Source organism: Micromonospora noduli (assembly GCF_003264365.1).
In the GTDB taxonomy this organism is placed as follows: Bacteria; Actinomycetota; Actinomycetes; order Mycobacteriales; family Micromonosporaceae; genus Micromonospora; species Micromonospora noduli.
The window spans coordinates 34,533-51,058 of record NZ_PYAK01000026.1 but is presented as its reverse complement, the minus strand read 5'-3'; the positions used below and the strand labels follow the sequence as shown (position 1 = coordinate 51,058).

The window sequence follows — 16,526 nt, the reverse complement described above, 5'->3', positions numbered from 1 at the left end:
ACCGGATCGATCCGGCCCGGGCCGGTGGCGTCACCGGGGGGTCGGGGAGCCGCTGGGCGGTTCAGCGTCGCGGATGCGAGGATCGCACCCGTGATGGGAACGCTGAAGACCGAACCGGCCCGCGCCCGCCTGGATCTGCTCGCCCCGCCGGTCGCGGAGGCCATCGCGCAGTGGCCCGCCGACGCGCCGGTGGACGTCAACGACGTGCTGGTCGCGCCGATCGACGCCGACCTCGCCGACACCGCGGCGTTCTGCGCGGCGTACGAGGTGGGGCTGGACGTGTCCGCCAACTGTGTCGTGGTGGCGGGCAAGCGCGAGGGCGTGGTCCGCTACGCGGCCTGCATCATCCTGGCCACCACGCGGGCCGACGTGAACGGGGTGGCCCGCCGGGCGCTGGACGTCCGCAAGGCGAGCTTTGCCCCGATGGACGACGCTGTCGAGTTGACCGGAATGGAGTACGGCGGCATCACCCCGATCGGGCTGCCGGCGCAGTGGCCGATCCTGGTGGACGCGCGCGTCATCGCCACACCGCACGTGATCGTCGGGTCCGGCGTACGGCACAGCAAGATAGCGCTGCCGGGGCCGGCGTTGGGCGCGCTGCCGGGAGCCCAGGTGGTGGAGGGGCTGGCCAGGCCGGTCTGACCAGGCATCGGCATCGATGTTGTTGCACGTGAAACATCGTGATCATCGATGCCGGACGCCCGGACGTCGGTGACTCAGTGTTAGTGCGCTGCGGACTCTCGCTGCTCGACCTCGGCGAACGCGGCGAGCAGCGTCTGCACCTCCTGCGCGCCGGAGACCGCGTACTTTCCGGCCAGCACGAAGGTCGGCACGCTGGTGATGCCCAGATCCCGGGCGGCGGCCAGGTCGGCGGCGACGTCGACGACGCGCTCGTCGGAGTCGAGGAACCGGCGCGCGTCGGCCGCGTCCAGGCCGATCTCACCGGCCAGGGTGGCCAGCGCCTCCCGCGAGCCGACGTCGACCCCGTGGTTGAAGTGCGCCTGGTAGAGCGCCTCCACCATCTCGGCCGCCCTGCCCTGGTCGGTCGCCCAGGAGACCAGCCGGTGCGCCTCGAAGGTGTTGGCGATCACCGCGCGGTCGTAGTCGAGCCGCAGCCCGTCGGCCGCCGCGACCTGGGTCACGTGGTCGACCATCTGCCGGGCGCGCTCCGGGCCGCCGAACTTGCCGGCCAGCGCCTCCACCAGCGGCTGCGGCTGTGGCACCGGCGACGGGTCGAGCTGGAACGGCCGGTAGCGGACCGTCACCTCACCCTTGTAGCTGGCGAGGGCCTGATCCAGGCGGCGCTTGCCGATGTAGCACCACGGGCAGATAACGTCCGCGTAGATCTCGATCTCCATGATCGGTGCCAACCTCGCGGTCAGCCGAGTTGTTCCCGGATCTGTCGCTTGAGACGGCCCAGGATCGCCGTACCGCCGCGGACCCGCAGCGGGCTGATCGCCTGGGCCAGCCCCATCCGCTGATAGAGGTCGTCCGGCACGGCCAGCACCTGCTCGGCGCTCGCCCCCGCCAACCCCTCGGCGAGGATCCCGGCGAACGCCCGGGTGGTGGGCGCCTCCGGTGGGCAGTCGAAGAGCGTCTCCACGGTGCCCTCCGGGGTCACCCGGGCGCGCAGGAAGAACGCCGTCTGACACTCGGGCACCTGTTCCATGCCCTCGCGCTCCGCGGCGCCCTCCGGCAGCGCCGGGAGCACGTCCGCGTACTCCAGGAGCAGCTCCAGGACCAGGTCGCGCGGCGCGGCGGCGAACTCGTCGACGATCTCGGCCAGTCGGGCCGGCATGTCAGCCATGCGTCGAGGCTACCGCCGTCGTGTCGGGGCCCCGGTCACACGGTGGGCGACTGCTCGCTGATCTCGCTGAGCGCGCTGGTGGGATCGAGCTGCATGGCCAGGTCGCCGAGCGAGACGATCCCCACCAGCTTGCGGTCACTGTCACAGACCAGCACGCGTCGGATGCCCCGGTCCCGCATGAGCGCCGCCGCCTCACCCGCCGTGCAGTGCTGTTCGATCATGACAACCTCGCGGGTGACGATCGAGCCGATGGTGGTGGCCGCAGGGGAGCTGTTCTCCGCCACGGCCCGCACCACGATGTCCCGGTCAGTGAGCATGCCGGCGAGGCTGGCGCCGTCGGTGACCACCACATCACCGATGTCGGCCTCCTTCATCACCCTGGCCGCCTCGTCCAGGGTGGTCTCGGCCGGCAGGTACACGACCTGCTTGGTCATCACGTCACTGACCCGGTAACCGGTCATGAGAGCCTCCGAAGACGTTTCCACCCGATCCGACTGCACTACCCCGTGACGCGACAGCTACACCAGGCTCGCACGTTCGTGGCGTACGTCGTGGACGAGTCGATCCACCAGACCGTCCAGCGGCAACTCGGTACGCCCGTCACCGGCCCGCTCGCGCAGCTCGACGTACCCCTCGGCGAGCCGGCGGCCGACCACGACGGCCCGGGGGATGCCGATCAGCTCGGCGTCGGTGAACTTGACCCCGGCCGAGACGTGCGTGCGGTCGTCGACAAGCACCCGCAGGCCGGCGGCGGCGAGACGCCCGCCGAGCTCCAGCGCCGCGTCGAGCTGCGGGCCCTTGCCCGCAACCACCAGGTGTACGTCACACGGCGCGACCGCCGCCGGCCAGACCAGCCCTCGGTCGTCGTGATGCTGCTCGGCGACGGCCGCCACCGCCCGGGAAACCCCGATGCCGTAGCAGCCCATTGTCGGCCGGACCGGCTTGCCGGCCGGCCCGAGCACGTCGACAGCGAAGGCGTCGGTGAAGCGGCGGCCGAGCTGGAAAATGTGCCCGATCTCGATGCCCCGCCGGATGGTCAGCTCGCCCGCCTCGCACTCCGGGCAGGGGTCGCCGGCGCGGACGTCGGCCGCCTCGATGGTGCCGTCGGGGGTGAAGTCCCGTCCGCACACCACGTCGGTCGCGTGTCGGCCCGGCTCGTTCGCCCCGGTCAGCCAGGCAGACCCGGTCACCACCCGAGGGTCGACCAGGTAGCGGATGCCCAGCTTGTCGAGCAGTTGCGGTCCGATGTAGCCGCGAACCAGCTCCGGATGCTCGGCCCACTCCTCGAAGACGGTCACCTGTGCAGGGTGCAGTGCGGCACCGACCCGCTTCAGGTCGACCTCCCGATCACCGGGCAGCCCGACGACCAGCAGCTCGGCCCGGTCGGCACCCGGCTGACGAACTGACAACACGACGTTCTTCAGGGTGTCGGCGGCGGTCCAGCCGTCCCGGCCGCCCAACCGGCGCGCGTTGGCCAACTCCACCAGGCTCGCGATCGTCGGAGTCTCCGGAGTGTCGTGCACCTCGACGGCCGGCTGCGCGCTCGGATCACCGGCGCTCGGCACCCGGGTGGCCACCGCCTCGGTGTTCGCCGCGAAGTCGCAGGAGGTGCAGCCCACGAAGGTGTCCTCGCCGACCGGCGTTGCCGCCAGGAACTCCTCCGACGCGGACCCGCCCATCGCGCCGGACATCGCCTGCACCACCGTGTAGTCCAGCCCCAACCGGTCGAAGATCCGCTGGTACGCGGCGCGATGCCGCCCGTACGCCTCCCGCAGCCCCGCCTCGTCCAGGTCGAAGGAGTACGCGTCCTTCATCAGGAACTCCCGGCCGCGCAGCAACCCGGCCCGCGGCCGCGCCTCGTCGCGGAACTTCGTCTGCACCTGGAACAGCGTCACCGGGAAGTCCCGGTACGAGGTGAACACGTCCTTGACCAGCAGCGCCGCCATCTCCTCGTGGGTGGGTGCCAACAGGTGCTCGGCACCACGCCGGTCGGCGAGGGTGAAGATGTCGTCGCCGTACTCCGTCCACCGGCCGCTGGTGCGGTACGGCTCGGCGGGCAGCAGCGCCGGGAAGTGCACCTCCTGGTCGCCGATCGCCAGCAGTTCGGCGCGCACGACCTCGGTGATCCGATCCAGCACCAGCTTGCCCAGCGGCAGCCAGGTGTAGCCGCCCGGTGCGGCACGACGGATGTAGCCGGCGCGCAGCAGCAGCCGATGGCTCGGCACCTCCGCGTCGGCCGGATCCTCGCGCAGGGTCCGCAGCAACAGGGTCGACATGCGTAGCAGCATCCGCGCAGCCTACGGCCGGTGCGGCAGGATGAGCGATCCATTTCGATCCGATCCGGACCCGACCCCGGCAACCATCGGCGCCGTTGCTGGCGTCTGCAAGGACACCAAGCGCTCGTATCCGACCTGAAGGATTGGCCCGTGTGGACCCTCTGCTGAGTGAGTTCGACTCGTTCGTCCGTACCCGCACGCCGGCGTTGCTGCGCTCGGCCTACCTGCTCACCGGCGACCAGCACCTGGCCGAGGACCTCGTCCAGTCCGCCCTGGCCCGGACCCACCGCTCCTGGAACCGCCTGCATCACAGCGGCAACGCCGAGGCGTACACCCGCAAGACCATGTACCACCTACAGGTGTCCTGGTGGCGTCGGCGCCGGGTACCCGAGTCGATGCCGGGCGACCTGCCCGAGCCACGCGGAGGCGACTCGGCCCCGGACCACGCCCACCAGACCAGTCTGCGGCTCACCCTGCGGGCGGCACTGGCGAAGCTCTCCCCGAAGCAACGTGCCGTGCTGGTGCTGCGGTTCTTCGAGGACCGCACCGAGGCGGAGGCGGCGGACCTGCTCGGCGTCACGATCGGCACCGTGAAGAGCCAGACGGCCAAGTCACTGGCCAGGCTGCGCACCGTTGCGCCCGAACTCGCCGAGCTGTACGTCCTGGAAGGGAGTACCCGATGAACGACCAGCGCCTCCGGCTCGACCTGACCGCCCTGGCCGACGAGGTCACCTCGGTCGACCTGCGGGACCGTACGTTGCGCACGTCCCGCCGGCTCGGTATCCAACGGGCGGTGGCCACGTCGGCAGCCGCGCTCGTGCTGATCGCCGCGGCGGCCGGTACCGCCTTCGCCATCCGACCGGACCAGTCCCCGACCCCGCTGCCGGCTGACACCCCGTCGGTCACCGCGACGCCGACGCCGACTCCCACCCCGACGCCGTCCACCAGCGCCGGCGACACCCCCGGGGCTCCGCCCAGCGGCGGGACCGGCACGAACACCCCGTCCGTGCAGTTCGGCAAGCTCTTCTACGGCCCCGCCAGCGTGACCGACGCGAAGATGGTGAATCTGCGGTCCTGGCGCCCGGGTGACAGTCCGGTGCGTTTGCTGGCTCTGCCCGAGCCTGCGGCGCTTGGCAACGCGAGCATCTCGCCGGACGGGCGCCGGGTTGCCTGGGTGGACCGCGACGACAGCGGCGAAAGCACCCTCGTCGTCGCCGACGCCGACGGCTCCGACAGGCAGGAAATGCGCTCGCACGTGGCGGGCGACTGCGCCCCGGTCTGGTCACCGGATGGGCGGCACCTGCTGTTCGTGGAGGCCGCCACGGCGACAGGTGAGCCTGTTCGGCGCGGGGTGCTGGACACCCGCAGCGGCAAGAGGACAGTCACCTGGTGGCCCGGTCAAGCCCGCGGCTGCCACGCCCTCTGGTCGGCGGATGGCCGGAGCATCGCCGAGGCCGTCTACATCGGGGTCACCCTCTATGCCACGGACGGCACGAAGAAACGGACCGTCCCAGGCTTCTCCATCCGTGGATTGCGAAGCCACGACATCGCCAGCCTGTCCTCGGACGGCTCTCGCATTGCTCTGCTGCTGAGGAAGCCCAACGAGGATTCCGGCGATATCGCTCGTGAACTGTGGGCCAACGCGGTGCTGGACACACGCAGTGGCAAACAGGTCGCTTTGCCGCTGGGCGGGCGCACCCTACGGCAGGTCTACTTCCAGTCCGACGATTCGATGGTCGTGCGGGTCCAGTCCGGCAGCGGGTACGCCGTGCTGCTGGTGGACAAGGACGGCAGGAAGGTCTCCGAGACCGCCGAGCCGGCGAGTTTGAAGGACGAGCAAATCCTGGCCGTCGTCGACTGACCGGTCGGCGCGAGAAGGGGCGGGTCACCCTCGGGTGGCCCGCCCTTTCTGCGTCTGCGCACCGTCGACGGCCCAGTGTTGATCACGGTCGGTGAACTGCGGAAAAGGTTGCCGGTGCGAGCGGATCCGACTGTCCGGTAGTAGCGCGCCACGGCGGCAACTCGCCGCGGCCGGGCGCTCGTCTTGGGTGGTGTCAGACACGGTATGCCTCCACAAAGGATGGAAACGATGAACCTCGGCCCGTTCACCCACACCACCCGTCCCGCCTCGGTCCGTCGCTCCGGCGCGCTCGCCGGTACGGCCGCCCTGCTGCTCCTGGCATTCGGTGCCGCTGCCTGCGGCTCCGCCGACCCGAAGACCGCGCCCGCTCCGGCCGAAACCGCCACCGCCACTGCCGCTCCCTCGGCCGGCGACACCTCGGCCGCCGGCACCGGCGGCTCCGTGCCGGATGCGGCTCCGGCCGTCGCGCCGGCCCGCCCGGCCGTCGGCTCGACGCAGTGGCCGCAACTGACCTGGTACACCGCCGAGGAGCACGGCCAGAAGGAGAACGACCCGGCCCGGATCTGGCGGCGTACCCCCGCTGGGACGTGGGAGTTGGTGCGTTCGGGTCGTCGCGAGAACGGTAAAGCCCTCAACGGCCCGCTCGCCGTCTCTCCGGACGGCCGACGGGTGGCCTGGATGGAAGGGTCCGCCCGCCGGCTGGTGATCAGCGCGTTCGACGGCACGAAGCGGCACGTCATCCCGACCCAGGGTCAGCAGACCTGCGCGCCGAGCTGGCTCGACTCCGGGCGGGTGCTGTACGGCCTGGGGCGGGAGAAAGAGCTGACGCTCATCGCGGTCAACGCCGACGGGACCGGGCGGAAGGTGCTCGCCACCCACTACCCGAAGTGCCCGACGGTGTCCGGCGGATGGATCGCCCAGGTCGGCGCGCAGACCGTGGCGATCGGGGACGAGCGAGGCGTCCGACGCGCGATCAGCCCGCGCCTCCCCGCCGGCCTCGTCATTGGTGGGGTGGCGGCGATCTCCGGCAACGGCCGGACGCTGGTGATCAGCGCCCACACGACCAGCCCCGGGGGATGTGGCTGCGGCTGGCGGTTCCGCAACTACCGGCTCGACGCCGCCAGCGGGGCCGTCACTGAGCTGGCGCCGGTGGACTCGGCGTGGAAGCAGCCGACCGGGCACGGCGAAGCCATCGACGGGGTCGTCCTGGCCGACGGCGGCTCGGTGGTGCAGGTCAACGCGGCGACGCCGGCCGACGGTGCGCCGGCGTACCGGTTGGTCCGGTACGCCGCCAGCGGCCGGGTGCTGGCCACCGCGTCGGTGCCCGCCGGCCAGCCGTGGGGCGGTCTGCTGGGCTGAGCTCCCGGTGCGGCGTCACCGGGTACGAGGGACCGGCCACTCACGGGGGTGGCCGGTTCCGCCCGTCGTCTGCGCAATGACCTCCGACACGTACTGGATTCGGGGCGGTGCCGGGCGTTCCTGCGGTGACAGACTGGTCGCCGCAGGCAACGAGTGGCGTGAGGGAGGCGCGGGTGCGCTGGCGCAGTTTTGTCGCGGTCGGGGACAGCTTCACCGAGGGTATGGACGACGCGTACCCGGACGGCACCTTCCGGGGCTGGGCGGACCTGGTGGCGACCCGGCTCGCCGCCGACGCGGGGCCCGATTTCCGGTACGCGAACCTGGCCATCCGGGGCCGGCTCTTCCCCAGCGTGGTCGCCGAGCAGGTGCCCTCCGCCGTGGCGATGAAGCCGGACCTGATCAGTTTCGCGGCCGGTGGCAACGACGTGCTGCGCCGCACCTTCGACCCGGACACGCTTGTCGCCCGCTTCGACGAGGTGGTCCGGCAACTGCGCTCGGGCGGCGCGGACGTGCTTCTCTTCCGGTTCGCGGACGTGATGGCCCGACTGCCCGGCCAACGCCTCGTCGCCCCCCGGGTGCAGCTGCTCAACCAGGCGGTCGGCGAGACCGCCGAGCGGCACGGCGCCATCATGGTCGACCTGTACGCCGACGACACGTTCCTCAACCCCATGCTCTGGAGCACCGACCGGCTGCACCTCTCCCCGGCCGGGCACCGCCGGGTCGCCGGGCAGGTGTTGAACGCCCTCGGGGTTGGTTGCGACGAGGAGTGGCTGATGGTTCCGCCGCACCCGGCGCCGTCGCCGTGGCTGGCCGCCCGCGCTTCCGACCTGCGGTGGGCCGGTCAGTACCTCGCCCCCTGGGTGAAGCGGCGGTTGACTGGTCGGTCGTCCGGCGACACGGTGACGGCGAAGCGCCCGCAACTCGGCCCGCTCGTCGACTGAGCATGCTCACCCTGCACACGGCGGCCCTGCTGCGCCGCGACCCCGACGGCGAGTCGTTGCCCGACCACGCCGTGCTGGTCAGTGGCGACCGGATCGAGGCCGTCGGCCCGCTCGCCGAGCTGAGTTCGGCGTACGCCAACGCCCGCGTTCGCCGCTGGCCCGGCACGCTGGGGCCGGGTCTGCTGCACGACGGTCCGCTGCCGCCCGCGCCGACCCCGCGTGAGCGGGTGCACGCGCTGCTGCGTACCGGGGTGACGGCGGTGCTGGCGGAACACCTGGCCGACCCCGCCCTGCGGGCCGCCGCCGAGCGTGGCGACCTGCTGGTGCTGGCCACCGCAGTGGCGCCGACGCTGCGGTCGGCCGGGCGGGCCGACCTCGCGGTGCACGGCGTCGACGGGACCTGTCTGGTGACCGTCGTCGCTGGTCGGATCGCCCACCGTCGCGCCTGAACGGCGTACCTTGGGGATCATGTCTGTGCCGAACGATCCCGATCCCCGCCTCCAGTCGTACGCGGACCCGCAGCGGCTGGTCACCACCGAGTGGCTGGCCGAGCATCTGGGCGATGAGGGCCTCGTCGTCGTCGAGTCCGACGAGGACGTGCTGCTCTACGAATCCGGTCACATTCCCGGTGCGGTCAAGGTCGACTGGCACCTGGAGCTGAACGATCAGGTGACCCGGGACTACCTGGACGCCAAGAGCTTCGCCGAGATGTGTGCCGCGAAGGGCATCGGCCGGGGCGACACTGTCGTCTTCTACGGCGACAACTTCAACTGGTGGGCGGCGTACGCCCTCTGGGTCTTCACGCTCTTCGGTCACGCCGATGTGCGACTGCTCGACGGCGGCCGGCAGAAGTGGATCGCCGAGGGACGCGAGGTGACCCGGGACAAGCCGGCTCGGCCGCGCGCCGACTACCCGGTGCCGCTGCGCGACGACGCGCCGCTGCGGGCCTTCCGTGAGCAGGTCATGGCGCACGTCGCCTCCGGTCGGCCACTGGTCGACGTCCGTTCGCCAGGTGAGTACACCGGCGAGATGCTGCACATGCCGGACTACCCGCAGGAGGGTGCGCTGCGCGGTGGACACATCCCGGGCGCGCTCAGCAAGCCGTGGAAGTCCGCCGCCAACGAGGACGGCACGTTCAAGTCGGCCGACGAGCTGAAGGCGATCTACGCCGACCAGCTGGGGCTGAGCCCGGACGACGACGTGATCGCGTACTGCCGGATCGGCGAGCGGTCCAGCCACACCTGGTTCGTGCTGCGGCACCTGTTGGGCTACCCGCAGGTGCGCAACTACGACGGCTCGTGGACCGAGTGGGGCAACCTGGTCCGGGCACCAGTCGTCAAGGGCGACCAGCCCGGCGGCCTGGCCGTCTGACCAAGCCGGCCACCGGTCGGTCGTCGTGTGATCGACTCGGGTTTCCTGATGTCGGGCCGTCCCGCTCGCTCGGACACCTCGATATCAACGAACCCGAGTCGATCACGTCGAGACGACGCGACCCTTGTCAGCTGGCGAGTGCGAACACGCCGCGCAGGTCGCGGACGATGCCGGTGATCTCGCCGGTCTCCGGGTGCCAGCGCGCCAGGGCGGCCGGTTCCAGCCGGAGCAGCACCGCGCCCTTGTTGTCCCAGCCCAGCACGACACAGCAGCCCTTGCTGCGATCCCGGCCCAGGTCGAGCAGGTGCAGCACGGCCCCGGTCCGCGCGTCCAGCACCGCGGCTCCCTCGGCACCGTCGATCTCGCTGCTGGTGATCCAGGCTGCCCGCGCCAGTCGCTCGCCGTGCAGCCAGCCTCGGCCGTAGAACTCGTTGACCTGGTAGGGCGAGGGCAGCGCCGCGGCGGTGACCGGCTGTTCGGAGCGGAGTTCGCCCTCCCGGGCGGTCCGGGTGCGTAGCTTCAGGCTGGCCCCCTGGCCGTACATGTCGATCAACGGGGCCTCGCGGCCGGCGGCCGGGTCGGGGGCGATCAACTCCCAGGTCGACACGTCGATCGTGCTGGCCGCCCCGGTGACCCTGTCCACCGCGTACGTCCGGTCGTCACCCCCGACCAGCACCCGGTCGTGCGCCCACACCACCTGCTCCAGGTAGCCGTCGAGCGGTATCCGGCGAACGGCTGCGGTGGTGAGGTCGATCATGATCAGCTCTTTGGTCTGCGCGAACGCGGCCGACCGGCCGTCCGGCGACAGCACTCCCGGCTTCAGGGCCGTTGCCTCGTTGCCGCCCGCGTCCCGGGTGGGTGCCAGTGCCACCACGTCGAGGCTGCGCACCACGCCGTCGTTGCCGAGCACCCGAACCGGGCCGTCCTCGCTGCCCTCCTCGGTCAGCGGCTGGAACAACGCCAGTGCCCGCTGGACCGGTCGCTCGGAGAGCGGCACTGTCGCCGGGTCGCCGAGCCTGGCCAACGGATCGGGCGGGAAGGTCAGCTCGGCGGGCGGTTTCTGCACCGGACCCGCGTGGGACGGGTCGACGGTCGGGGTCACTGTCGGGCCGACCGGAGGGGCCGGCGCCGGGTCGGCGGGCGGTCGCAGCGCCGCCACAGTGCCACCACCGACCAGCACCACGGCGAGAGCGACCACTGCGACGGCGCGCCGGGTACGCCGGGTACGGCGGGCCCGCTCCCATCCGGCGGCGGCCGGCTGGCTGGGGAGCACGTCCTCGACGCTGACGGTCAGCAGTCGGCGTAGTTCCTGCTCGTTCACGGGTTCACCTCCAGACCGCTGGCCAGATCGGCCGAGCCTCGGCCCGGTCGGGCATCGCGGGCGAGTTCCGGGGCGACCTCGCGGAGTCGGCGCAGCGCCGCATGGCACTGGCTCTTCACGGTGCCGACGGTCACCCCGAGCGCTTCGGCGGTGGCGACCTCGGTCAGGTCCTCGTAGTAGCGCAACACCAGCACGGCCCGCTGCCGCGGTGGCAGCAGGCCCAGCGCGTCGTGCATCGTCAGCCGTAACGCGCCGTCACGGTCGTGGGCCACCTGGTCCGGCGGCGCGGCGCTGAGCCATTCCCGCCGTCGGCGACGCCACCACGAGACCGAGTCGCGGTAGAGGATGGCGCGCACGTACGCGGAGGGGTCGCCGTCGCGGACCGAGGACCAGCGCAGCGCCAGCTTCAGCAGCGCGTCCTGGAGGAGGTCTTCGGCCTGATGCCGGTTGCCGCAGATCAGGTAGGCCGCGCGGAGCAGCCGGTGCTGGTGGTTCTCCACGAAGGCGAGGTAGCCGTCGCGTCCGTCGTCCCTCGTCGGCGCCATCCGCCCCCCTCCCCGGCCGTCGCGCTGTACGCGTCATCTGGCAGACGCACGGGAGGTGGGAAAAGGTTGGGTCAGCTCGGTGGCGTTCCGGTCAGATAGCGCTGGAGGGTCGGCGCGATCCAGGAGACCAGCTCTTCCGGCGTGGTGTCCACCATGGGCGGCAGGCGGACGATGTATCGGGTGAAGGCGAGGCCGAGGACCTGACTGGCCACCAGGCCGGCCCGTCGGGCGGTCAGCGCCGGGTCGCTGCCGAACGTGGCCACCGCGGCGGTGAGCTGGTCGGCGAAGATGCCGCGCATGCGTTCGGCCGCGCCGGGGTTGGTGCTGGCGGCCCGCAGCAGCGCCACCAGGGTCTCGTCGCCCTCCCAGCGGGCGAGGAAGTGCCGGACCAGCACCTCACCGAGTTGAGCTGGCGGCACCGAGGTCAGGTCGGGCAGGCGTAGGTCGAACTCGGCCGCCGCCGCGAAGAGCCCCTCCTTGCTGCCGTAGTAGCGCATCACCATCGACGGGTCGATCTGGGCGTCGGCGGCGATGGCCCGGATAGTGGCGCGCTCGTAGCCGTCGGCCGCGAACCGTTCCCGGGCCGCTCGCAGGATCGCCGCCCGGGTGGCGTCGGAGCGGCGGGGCTGGGTCGACTGCGCGGACGGGGTCATGCCAACGACCGTAGGCCAACAGGTGTTGACACGCAATCAGGAGGGCCCTAGCGTTGCCAACAAGTGTTTGCCAACAGATGTTGGCAATGGTTTCTGGAGGTGGCCATGCTGCCCACGAGCACCGACGTTCTGGTGGTGGGCGCCGGCCCCACCGGTCTCGCCACCGCGTTGACGTTGGCCCGGCGCGGGGTCGAGGTGACAGTGCTGGACCGGTTGGCCGCGCCGCCGACGACCTCCCGCGCCGCCGTCGTGCACGCGTACACCCTGGAGGTGCTGGACGGGATCGACGCCGCGGCGCCGCTGATCGCCCAGGCGGTGCGGACGCCGCGTTTCACGGTGCGCGACCGGGACCGGGTGCTGCTGTCGGTGCCGTTCCACGAGCTGCCGTCCCGCTTCCCCTACGCGCTGCTGGTCTCCCAGGCGGTCACCGAGGCAGTGCTCACCGAGAAGTTGGCCGAACTCGGTGTCCAGGTACGACGGCCGTCCCAGCTCACCGGGCTGAGCCGCGCCGGTGACGGCATGCTCGCGCAGGTCGACGACGAGGCGCTGCGGGCCCGGTTCGTGGTCGGTGCGGACGGCCTGCACAGCACGGTCCGGCAGTTGGCCGGCATCGGCTTCACCGGCGGCAGCGACGAGGAGTCCTTCGTGCTCGCCGACGTGCGGGTGCACAGTGTGCTGCCCCGCGACGAGGCGGCGCTCTTCCTCGCCCGGCCCGGACCGCTGGTCTGGGCACCGCTGCCCGGTGGGGTGGTCCGGTTGGTCGCCGCCGTGGCGAGCGCCCCGGCCGAACCGGACGCGGCCTACCTCCAGGCGTTGCTCGACGAGCGCGGCCCGGCGCGACGACCCGACCGGGTGACCGAGGTGCTCTGGGGCTCCCGGTTCCGGGTGCACCACCGGATCGCCGACACCTTCCGCGCCGGGCCGGTGCTGCTGGCCGGCGACGCCGGGCACGTGCACAGCCCGGCCGGTGGGCAGGGCATGAACCTCGGCATCTGCGACGCGGTCGCGCTCGGCACCGCAGTGGCGGACGTGCTCGACGGCGGCCCGGAGACGCTGCTCGACGACTACAGCGCCCGGCAGCGGCCGATGGCCGAGGACGTGCTGAGCTTCGCCGCCGGGCTGACCAGGTTGGCCGGCGTCTCCCCGGCTCGTCGGCCCGCCCGCGACGTGCTGCTCCGGCTGCTCGGTGCCGTCCCACCGGCCCGTCGGCGCATCGCGCTGCGCCTGTCCGGGCTGTCGCACCGGGAGCGGACGCCGGGCTAGCCCGCGCGGCTCATCACGACGGGCGCGGTCGGTCGCAGTGTCCGCCACGCGGCGCCGGTGACCAGCGCGAACGTCGCCGCCGCCGCGCCCGCCACCGGCGCCGTGCCGTACGCCGCGGCGGCCAACCCGGCGAGCGCCGCCCCGAGCGGTGCGGTGAGCAGACCGACCATCCGCTGGGCCGCGCCGACCCGGCCCAGCAGTTCGCTCGGCACCTGCCGCTGCCCGTACGACGCCCACAGGCTGTTCCACACGACGGTGCCGGCGGCGAAGACGGCCAGCGCGATCCCGCCCGACACCGGATGCCGAGCCAGCGCGAACCCGGTCAGCGCCACGGTCTCCACGGCCAGCACCGCACGCAGCGCCGGCACCGTGCCGAGCCGGGCGGCGAGCCGCCCCGCACCGAGCGCCCCCGCCACGCCCCCGACGATGGCGGCGGCGGTGAACAGCCCGTACCCGGCCGGGGGCACCCGCAGCACGTCCAGCGCGTAGAGCACCAGCACCGCCATGATTCCGCTGATCGCCAGGTTGCTCGCGGCGGTGAGCAGCGTGACCCGCCACAGGGTCCGGTGCGCCCGCAGCCAACGCAGCCCCTCGACGATCTCGCTCCACACCGAGCCGCGCCGCCGCGCAGTCCCCGGGGTGATAGCGAGAGGCGGACTGAGAGCCAGCACGAGCAGGGCGGCCGCCGCGAAGGTGACGGCGTCGAGGGCGAACGGAAGGGCCGGGGCGACGGCGAACAGGAGACCGGCGGCGGGCGCTCCGAGGAAGCCACCGGCCACCGCCGACCCCGCCTGGAGCCGGCCGTTCGCCCGGGGCAGCGCGTCCGGCGGCACCAACGCGGGGAGCAGCGCGAACGACGCGGAGTCGAAGAGAGTGCCCAACGTGGCGAGCAGAAACGCCGCCACCAGCAGCACCAGGACGCTGACCCGGTTGAGCGCGACCACCACGGCCAGCGCCGCCACCACGGCAGCGCGTACCCCGTCGACCACTGCCATCGTTCGACGGCGGTCCCAGCGGTCCGCGTACACACCGCCGAGCAGGCCGAAGAGCAGCGGCGGCAACTGCCCGACCACGGTGACCGCCGCGATGATCCGCGGATCACGGGTCACTGTCGCGGCCAGCAGGGCCAGTGCCGGGGTACGCAGCGCGTCCCCGAACCGGGACGAGACGGCCGCGGACCACAGGAGCCGGAAGTCCCGGCCCAGAGCGGAGGAAGTCATGCCGGCGACCGTGCCGGTTCGACCGGGTCGAGGGTCAAGCCGCCGGGCAGAAGGGGACCGCGCCTGTCGGTGATCATGGGTACGGTGAGCGCCGGCATCGGGACCGGGGAGACATCAGGCGTGGACCACACTTTCCAGGTCGACCTACGTGGCGTGGTTGACCTGCTCAGTCATCACCTCTACGGCAGCCCGCGGGTCTACGTCCGCGAGCTGCTCCAGAACGCGGTGGACGCGATCACCGCCCGACGCAGGACCGAGCCGGACGCGCCGGCGCTGGTACGCATCGAACCCCCGGACAGCACCGGCGACGGCACGCTACGGGTGCACGACACCGGCATCGGTCTGACCGAGGCGCAGGTGCACGAGCTGCTGGCCACCATCGGCCGCAGCTCAAAGCGCGACGAGCTCGGTTTCTCCCGGCACGAGTTCCTCGGCCAGTTCGGCATCGGCCTGCTCTCCTGCTTCCTGGTGGCCGACGAGATCCAGGTGCTCACCAGGCACGGCGACAACCCCACGGTTCGCTGGACCGGGTACGCCGACGGCCGCTACGCGGTGACGGTGGCCCCGCCGGAGGCCGCTCGCACCGAGCCGGGCACCACCGTCACGCTGGTGCCCCGCCGCGACGCGGACCAGTGGTTCACCACAGCGACAGTCACCGACCTGGCCCGGCTCTTCGGCGCGCTGCTGCCGGTCACCGTCCGCGTCGGCGACGTCGTCACCACCACCGGGGAGCCGCCCTGGCCGACCACGCCGGGTGCGCCACTGGACCGCGCGGCGCTGATCCGCTACGCCCGGGAGACGCTCGGCGTGGACCCGTTCGACGTCCTGCCGCTGGCCGTGCCGGAGGCCGGGCTGACCGGTGTCGCCGTCATCCTGCCGACGCCGGTGAACCCGGCGGCCCGGGCCGGGCATCGCGTCTACCTCAAGCGGATGCTGCTCACCGAGAACGCCGACGGGCTGCTGCCGGAGTGGGCGTTCTTCGCGCACTGCGTGGTGGACGCGACCGAGCTGCGCCCGACCGCCAGCCGGGAGGCCCTCTACGAGGACACCCTGCTGACGGCGACCCGGGAGGCGCTCGGCGACCAGGTGCGCGGCTGGCTGGTCCGGTTGGCCCGGCACGACCCGCACCGGCTGGCCGAGTTCCTCCAGGTACACCACCTCGGCGTGAAGGCCCTGGCGCTGCACGACGACGAGATGCTCCGGCTGGTCGACCGGTGGTGGCCCATGGACACCAACGTCGGCACGCTCACCCTCGCCGAGTTCCGCGAACGCCACGGCGTGGTCCGCTACGCGGCGAGCCTCGACGAGTTCCGTCAGCTCGCCGCGGTCGCCGCCGCGCAGGACCTGGCTGTGGTCAACGCCGGCTACACGTACGACACCGAACTGATCGAGCGGCTGCCGGTGGTGGACCGCTCGGTGCTGATCGAACGGCTGGAACCGAGCGACCTGACCACCCGGTTCGACGCGCTCGACCCGCAGGTGGAGTTGGCGCTGCGACAGTTCCTCACGGCGGCGCAGCGGGCCGTCGAGCGTTCCGGCTGCGAGGTGGTCATCAGGGCGTACGACCCGGTCTCGCTGCCCGCGCTCTACCTGGTCAGCCGGTCGGCGGCGTTCAACGACCAGCTCGCCGCCAGTCGGGACCGGGCCGACGAACTGTGGGGCGGAGTGCTCGACGCGCTCGCCGCCACCGCCCCGCCGGACCGTCCGCAGTTGGTGCTCAACCACCGCAACCCGCTGGTACGACGGGTGACCATGCTGGGCGACCCGGAGCTGGTCGGTCTGGCCATCGAGGCGCTGTACGGGCAGGCGCTGCTGCTCGGCCACCATCCGATCCGCGCGGCCGACGCCGCGCTGCTGAACGATTCCTTCCTCGGCCTGCTCGGCCGGGCTGTCCCGGGACGGGAGTGAG

At 72.2% G+C, this 16,526-nt stretch carries 17 protein-coding genes; 9 read left to right on the top strand and 8 right to left on the bottom strand.

The features are described 5' to 3' along the window. Positions 1-93: 93 nt before the first annotated feature. Positions 94-642, top strand: coding sequence for a YbaK/EbsC family protein (locus GUI43_RS20020; RefSeq protein ID WP_091396461.1), 549 nt, complete (start codon positions 94-96; stop codon positions 640-642). 80 nt (positions 643-722) lie between these two features. Here GUI43_RS20020 and GUI43_RS20015 read toward each other — a convergent pair whose 3' ends face one another. From GUI43_RS20015 to GUI43_RS20000, 4 genes are read right to left on the bottom strand one after another with little or no spacing between them, the layout of a single operon-like run. After that, on the bottom strand, positions 723-1,358 hold the full coding sequence (locus tag GUI43_RS20015) for a DsbA family oxidoreductase (protein ID WP_112699503.1): 636 nt from the start codon (positions 1,356-1,358) through the stop codon (positions 723-725). Between the two features lie 20 nt (positions 1,359-1,378). Further along, positions 1,379-1,807 carry a SufE family protein gene (locus GUI43_RS20010; protein ID WP_112601230.1) on the bottom strand — a complete coding sequence of 143 codons (429 nt, stop codon included), beginning with the start codon at positions 1,805-1,807 and terminating at the stop codon, positions 1,379-1,381. Positions 1,808-1,842: 35 nt separating this feature from the next. Beyond that, complete coding sequence (locus tag GUI43_RS20005) at positions 1,843-2,268, bottom strand: CBS domain-containing protein (RefSeq protein WP_030487636.1); 426 nt, start codon at positions 2,266-2,268, stop codon at positions 1,843-1,845. 57 nt (positions 2,269-2,325) lie between these two features. Further along, positions 2,326-4,095: a proline--tRNA ligase gene (locus GUI43_RS20000; RefSeq protein WP_112699502.1), complete on the bottom strand. Its 1,770-nt coding sequence runs from the start codon at positions 4,093-4,095 to the stop codon at positions 2,326-2,328. A 140-nt stretch (positions 4,096-4,235) separates the two neighbouring features. On the opposite strand from GUI43_RS20000, the gene GUI43_RS19995 reads away from it, so the two are divergent. From GUI43_RS19995 to GUI43_RS19970, 6 genes are all read left to right on the top strand, one after another. Continuing rightward, positions 4,236-4,766, top strand: a complete 531-nt coding sequence (locus tag GUI43_RS19995) for a SigE family RNA polymerase sigma factor (protein WP_112583951.1) — start codon at positions 4,236-4,238, stop codon at positions 4,764-4,766. After that, entirely contained in the window at positions 4,763-5,944 is a 1,182-nt protein-coding gene (locus GUI43_RS19990) for a TolB family protein (protein WP_112699501.1), read from the top strand. Before GUI43_RS19995 ends, GUI43_RS19990 begins: the two co-directional genes overlap by 4 nt. A gap of 228 nt (positions 5,945-6,172) precedes the next feature. After that, on the top strand, positions 6,173-7,303 hold the full coding sequence (locus GUI43_RS19985) for a TolB-like translocation protein (RefSeq protein ID WP_112699500.1): 1,131 nt from the start codon (positions 6,173-6,175) through the stop codon (positions 7,301-7,303). A 173-nt stretch (positions 7,304-7,476) separates the two neighbouring features. Continuing rightward, complete coding sequence (locus GUI43_RS19980; protein ID WP_112583954.1) at positions 7,477-8,244, top strand: SGNH/GDSL hydrolase family protein; 768 nt, start codon at positions 7,477-7,479, stop codon at positions 8,242-8,244. Between the two features lie 2 nt (positions 8,245-8,246). Next, complete coding sequence (locus GUI43_RS19975; protein WP_112699499.1) at positions 8,247-8,693, top strand: imidazolonepropionase-like domain-containing protein; 447 nt, start codon at positions 8,247-8,249, stop codon at positions 8,691-8,693. A 19-nt stretch (positions 8,694-8,712) separates the two neighbouring features. Then, positions 8,713-9,615 (top strand): sulfurtransferase, encoded by a 903-nt coding sequence (locus tag GUI43_RS19970; protein ID WP_112699498.1) that lies wholly within the window; start codon positions 8,713-8,715, stop codon positions 9,613-9,615. Between the two features lie 127 nt (positions 9,616-9,742). On the opposite strand, the gene GUI43_RS19965 is transcribed toward GUI43_RS19970, so the two are convergent. The 3 genes from GUI43_RS19965 to GUI43_RS19955 all read right to left on the bottom strand — a co-directional run bounded on the left by GUI43_RS19965 (position 9,743) and on the right by GUI43_RS19955 (position 12,134). Beyond that, positions 9,743-10,936 (bottom strand): hypothetical protein, encoded by a 1,194-nt coding sequence (locus GUI43_RS19965; RefSeq protein ID WP_112583957.1) that lies wholly within the window; start codon positions 10,934-10,936, stop codon positions 9,743-9,745. Beyond that, positions 10,933-11,481: a SigE family RNA polymerase sigma factor gene (locus GUI43_RS19960; RefSeq protein ID WP_112583958.1), complete on the bottom strand. Its 549-nt coding sequence runs from the start codon at positions 11,479-11,481 to the stop codon at positions 10,933-10,935. The genes GUI43_RS19965 and GUI43_RS19960 overlap by 4 nt, the downstream gene beginning before the upstream one ends. A gap of 71 nt (positions 11,482-11,552) precedes the next feature. Continuing rightward, entirely contained in the window at positions 11,553-12,134 is a 582-nt protein-coding gene (locus tag GUI43_RS19955; protein WP_112583959.1) for a TetR/AcrR family transcriptional regulator, read from the bottom strand. A gap of 105 nt (positions 12,135-12,239) precedes the next feature. Here GUI43_RS19955 and GUI43_RS19950 point away from each other — a divergent pair, with 105 nt between their 5' ends. Continuing rightward, positions 12,240-13,397 carry an FAD-dependent oxidoreductase gene (locus GUI43_RS19950; protein ID WP_112699497.1) on the top strand — a complete coding sequence of 386 codons (1,158 nt, stop codon included), beginning with the start codon at positions 12,240-12,242 and terminating at the stop codon, positions 13,395-13,397. On the opposite strand, the gene GUI43_RS19945 is transcribed toward GUI43_RS19950, so the two are convergent. Continuing rightward, entirely contained in the window at positions 13,394-14,617 is a 1,224-nt protein-coding gene (locus GUI43_RS19945; protein ID WP_112699496.1) for an MFS transporter, read from the bottom strand. The two genes, GUI43_RS19950 and GUI43_RS19945, sit on opposite strands and share 4 nt — an antisense overlap. 120 nt (positions 14,618-14,737) lie before the next feature. Here GUI43_RS19945 and GUI43_RS19940 point away from each other — a divergent pair, with 120 nt between their 5' ends. Beyond that, positions 14,738-16,525 (top strand): HSP90 family protein, encoded by a 1,788-nt coding sequence (locus GUI43_RS19940; RefSeq protein ID WP_112699510.1) that lies wholly within the window; start codon positions 14,738-14,740, stop codon positions 16,523-16,525. Position 16,526 lies beyond the last annotated feature (1 nt).

Excerpts from the sequence above, each read along its gene's own strand:
- GUI43_RS20020 (WP_091396461.1), top strand. The coding sequence starts at position 94 with ATGGGAACGCTGAAGACCGAACCGGCCCGCGCCCGCCTGGATCTGCTC.
- GUI43_RS20015 (WP_112699503.1), bottom strand. The coding sequence starts at position 1,358 with ATGGAGATCGAGATCTACGCGGACGTTATCTGCCCGTGGTGCTACATC.
- GUI43_RS20010 (WP_112601230.1), bottom strand. The coding sequence starts at position 1,807 with ATGGCTGACATGCCGGCCCGACTGGCCGAGATCGTCGACGAGTTCGCC.
- GUI43_RS20005 (WP_030487636.1), bottom strand. The coding sequence starts at position 2,268 with ATGACCGGTTACCGGGTCAGTGACGTGATGACCAAGCAGGTCGTGTAC.
- GUI43_RS20000 (WP_112699502.1), bottom strand. The coding sequence starts at position 4,095 with ATGCTGCTACGCATGTCGACCCTGTTGCTGCGGACCCTGCGCGAGGAT.
- GUI43_RS19990 (WP_112699501.1), top strand. The coding sequence starts at position 4,763 with ATGAACGACCAGCGCCTCCGGCTCGACCTGACCGCCCTGGCCGACGAG.
- GUI43_RS19985 (WP_112699500.1), top strand. The coding sequence starts at position 6,173 with ATGAACCTCGGCCCGTTCACCCACACCACCCGTCCCGCCTCGGTCCGT.
- GUI43_RS19975 (WP_112699499.1), top strand. The coding sequence starts at position 8,247 with ATGCTCACCCTGCACACGGCGGCCCTGCTGCGCCGCGACCCCGACGGC.
- GUI43_RS19970 (WP_112699498.1), top strand. The coding sequence starts at position 8,713 with ATGTCTGTGCCGAACGATCCCGATCCCCGCCTCCAGTCGTACGCGGAC.
- GUI43_RS19960 (WP_112583958.1), bottom strand. The coding sequence starts at position 11,481 with ATGGCGCCGACGAGGGACGACGGACGCGACGGCTACCTCGCCTTCGTG.
- GUI43_RS19955 (WP_112583959.1), bottom strand. The coding sequence starts at position 12,134 with ATGACCCCGTCCGCGCAGTCGACCCAGCCCCGCCGCTCCGACGCCACC.
- GUI43_RS19950 (WP_112699497.1), top strand. The coding sequence starts at position 12,240 with ATGCTGCCCACGAGCACCGACGTTCTGGTGGTGGGCGCCGGCCCCACC.
- GUI43_RS19945 (WP_112699496.1), bottom strand. The coding sequence starts at position 14,617 with ATGACTTCCTCCGCTCTGGGCCGGGACTTCCGGCTCCTGTGGTCCGCG.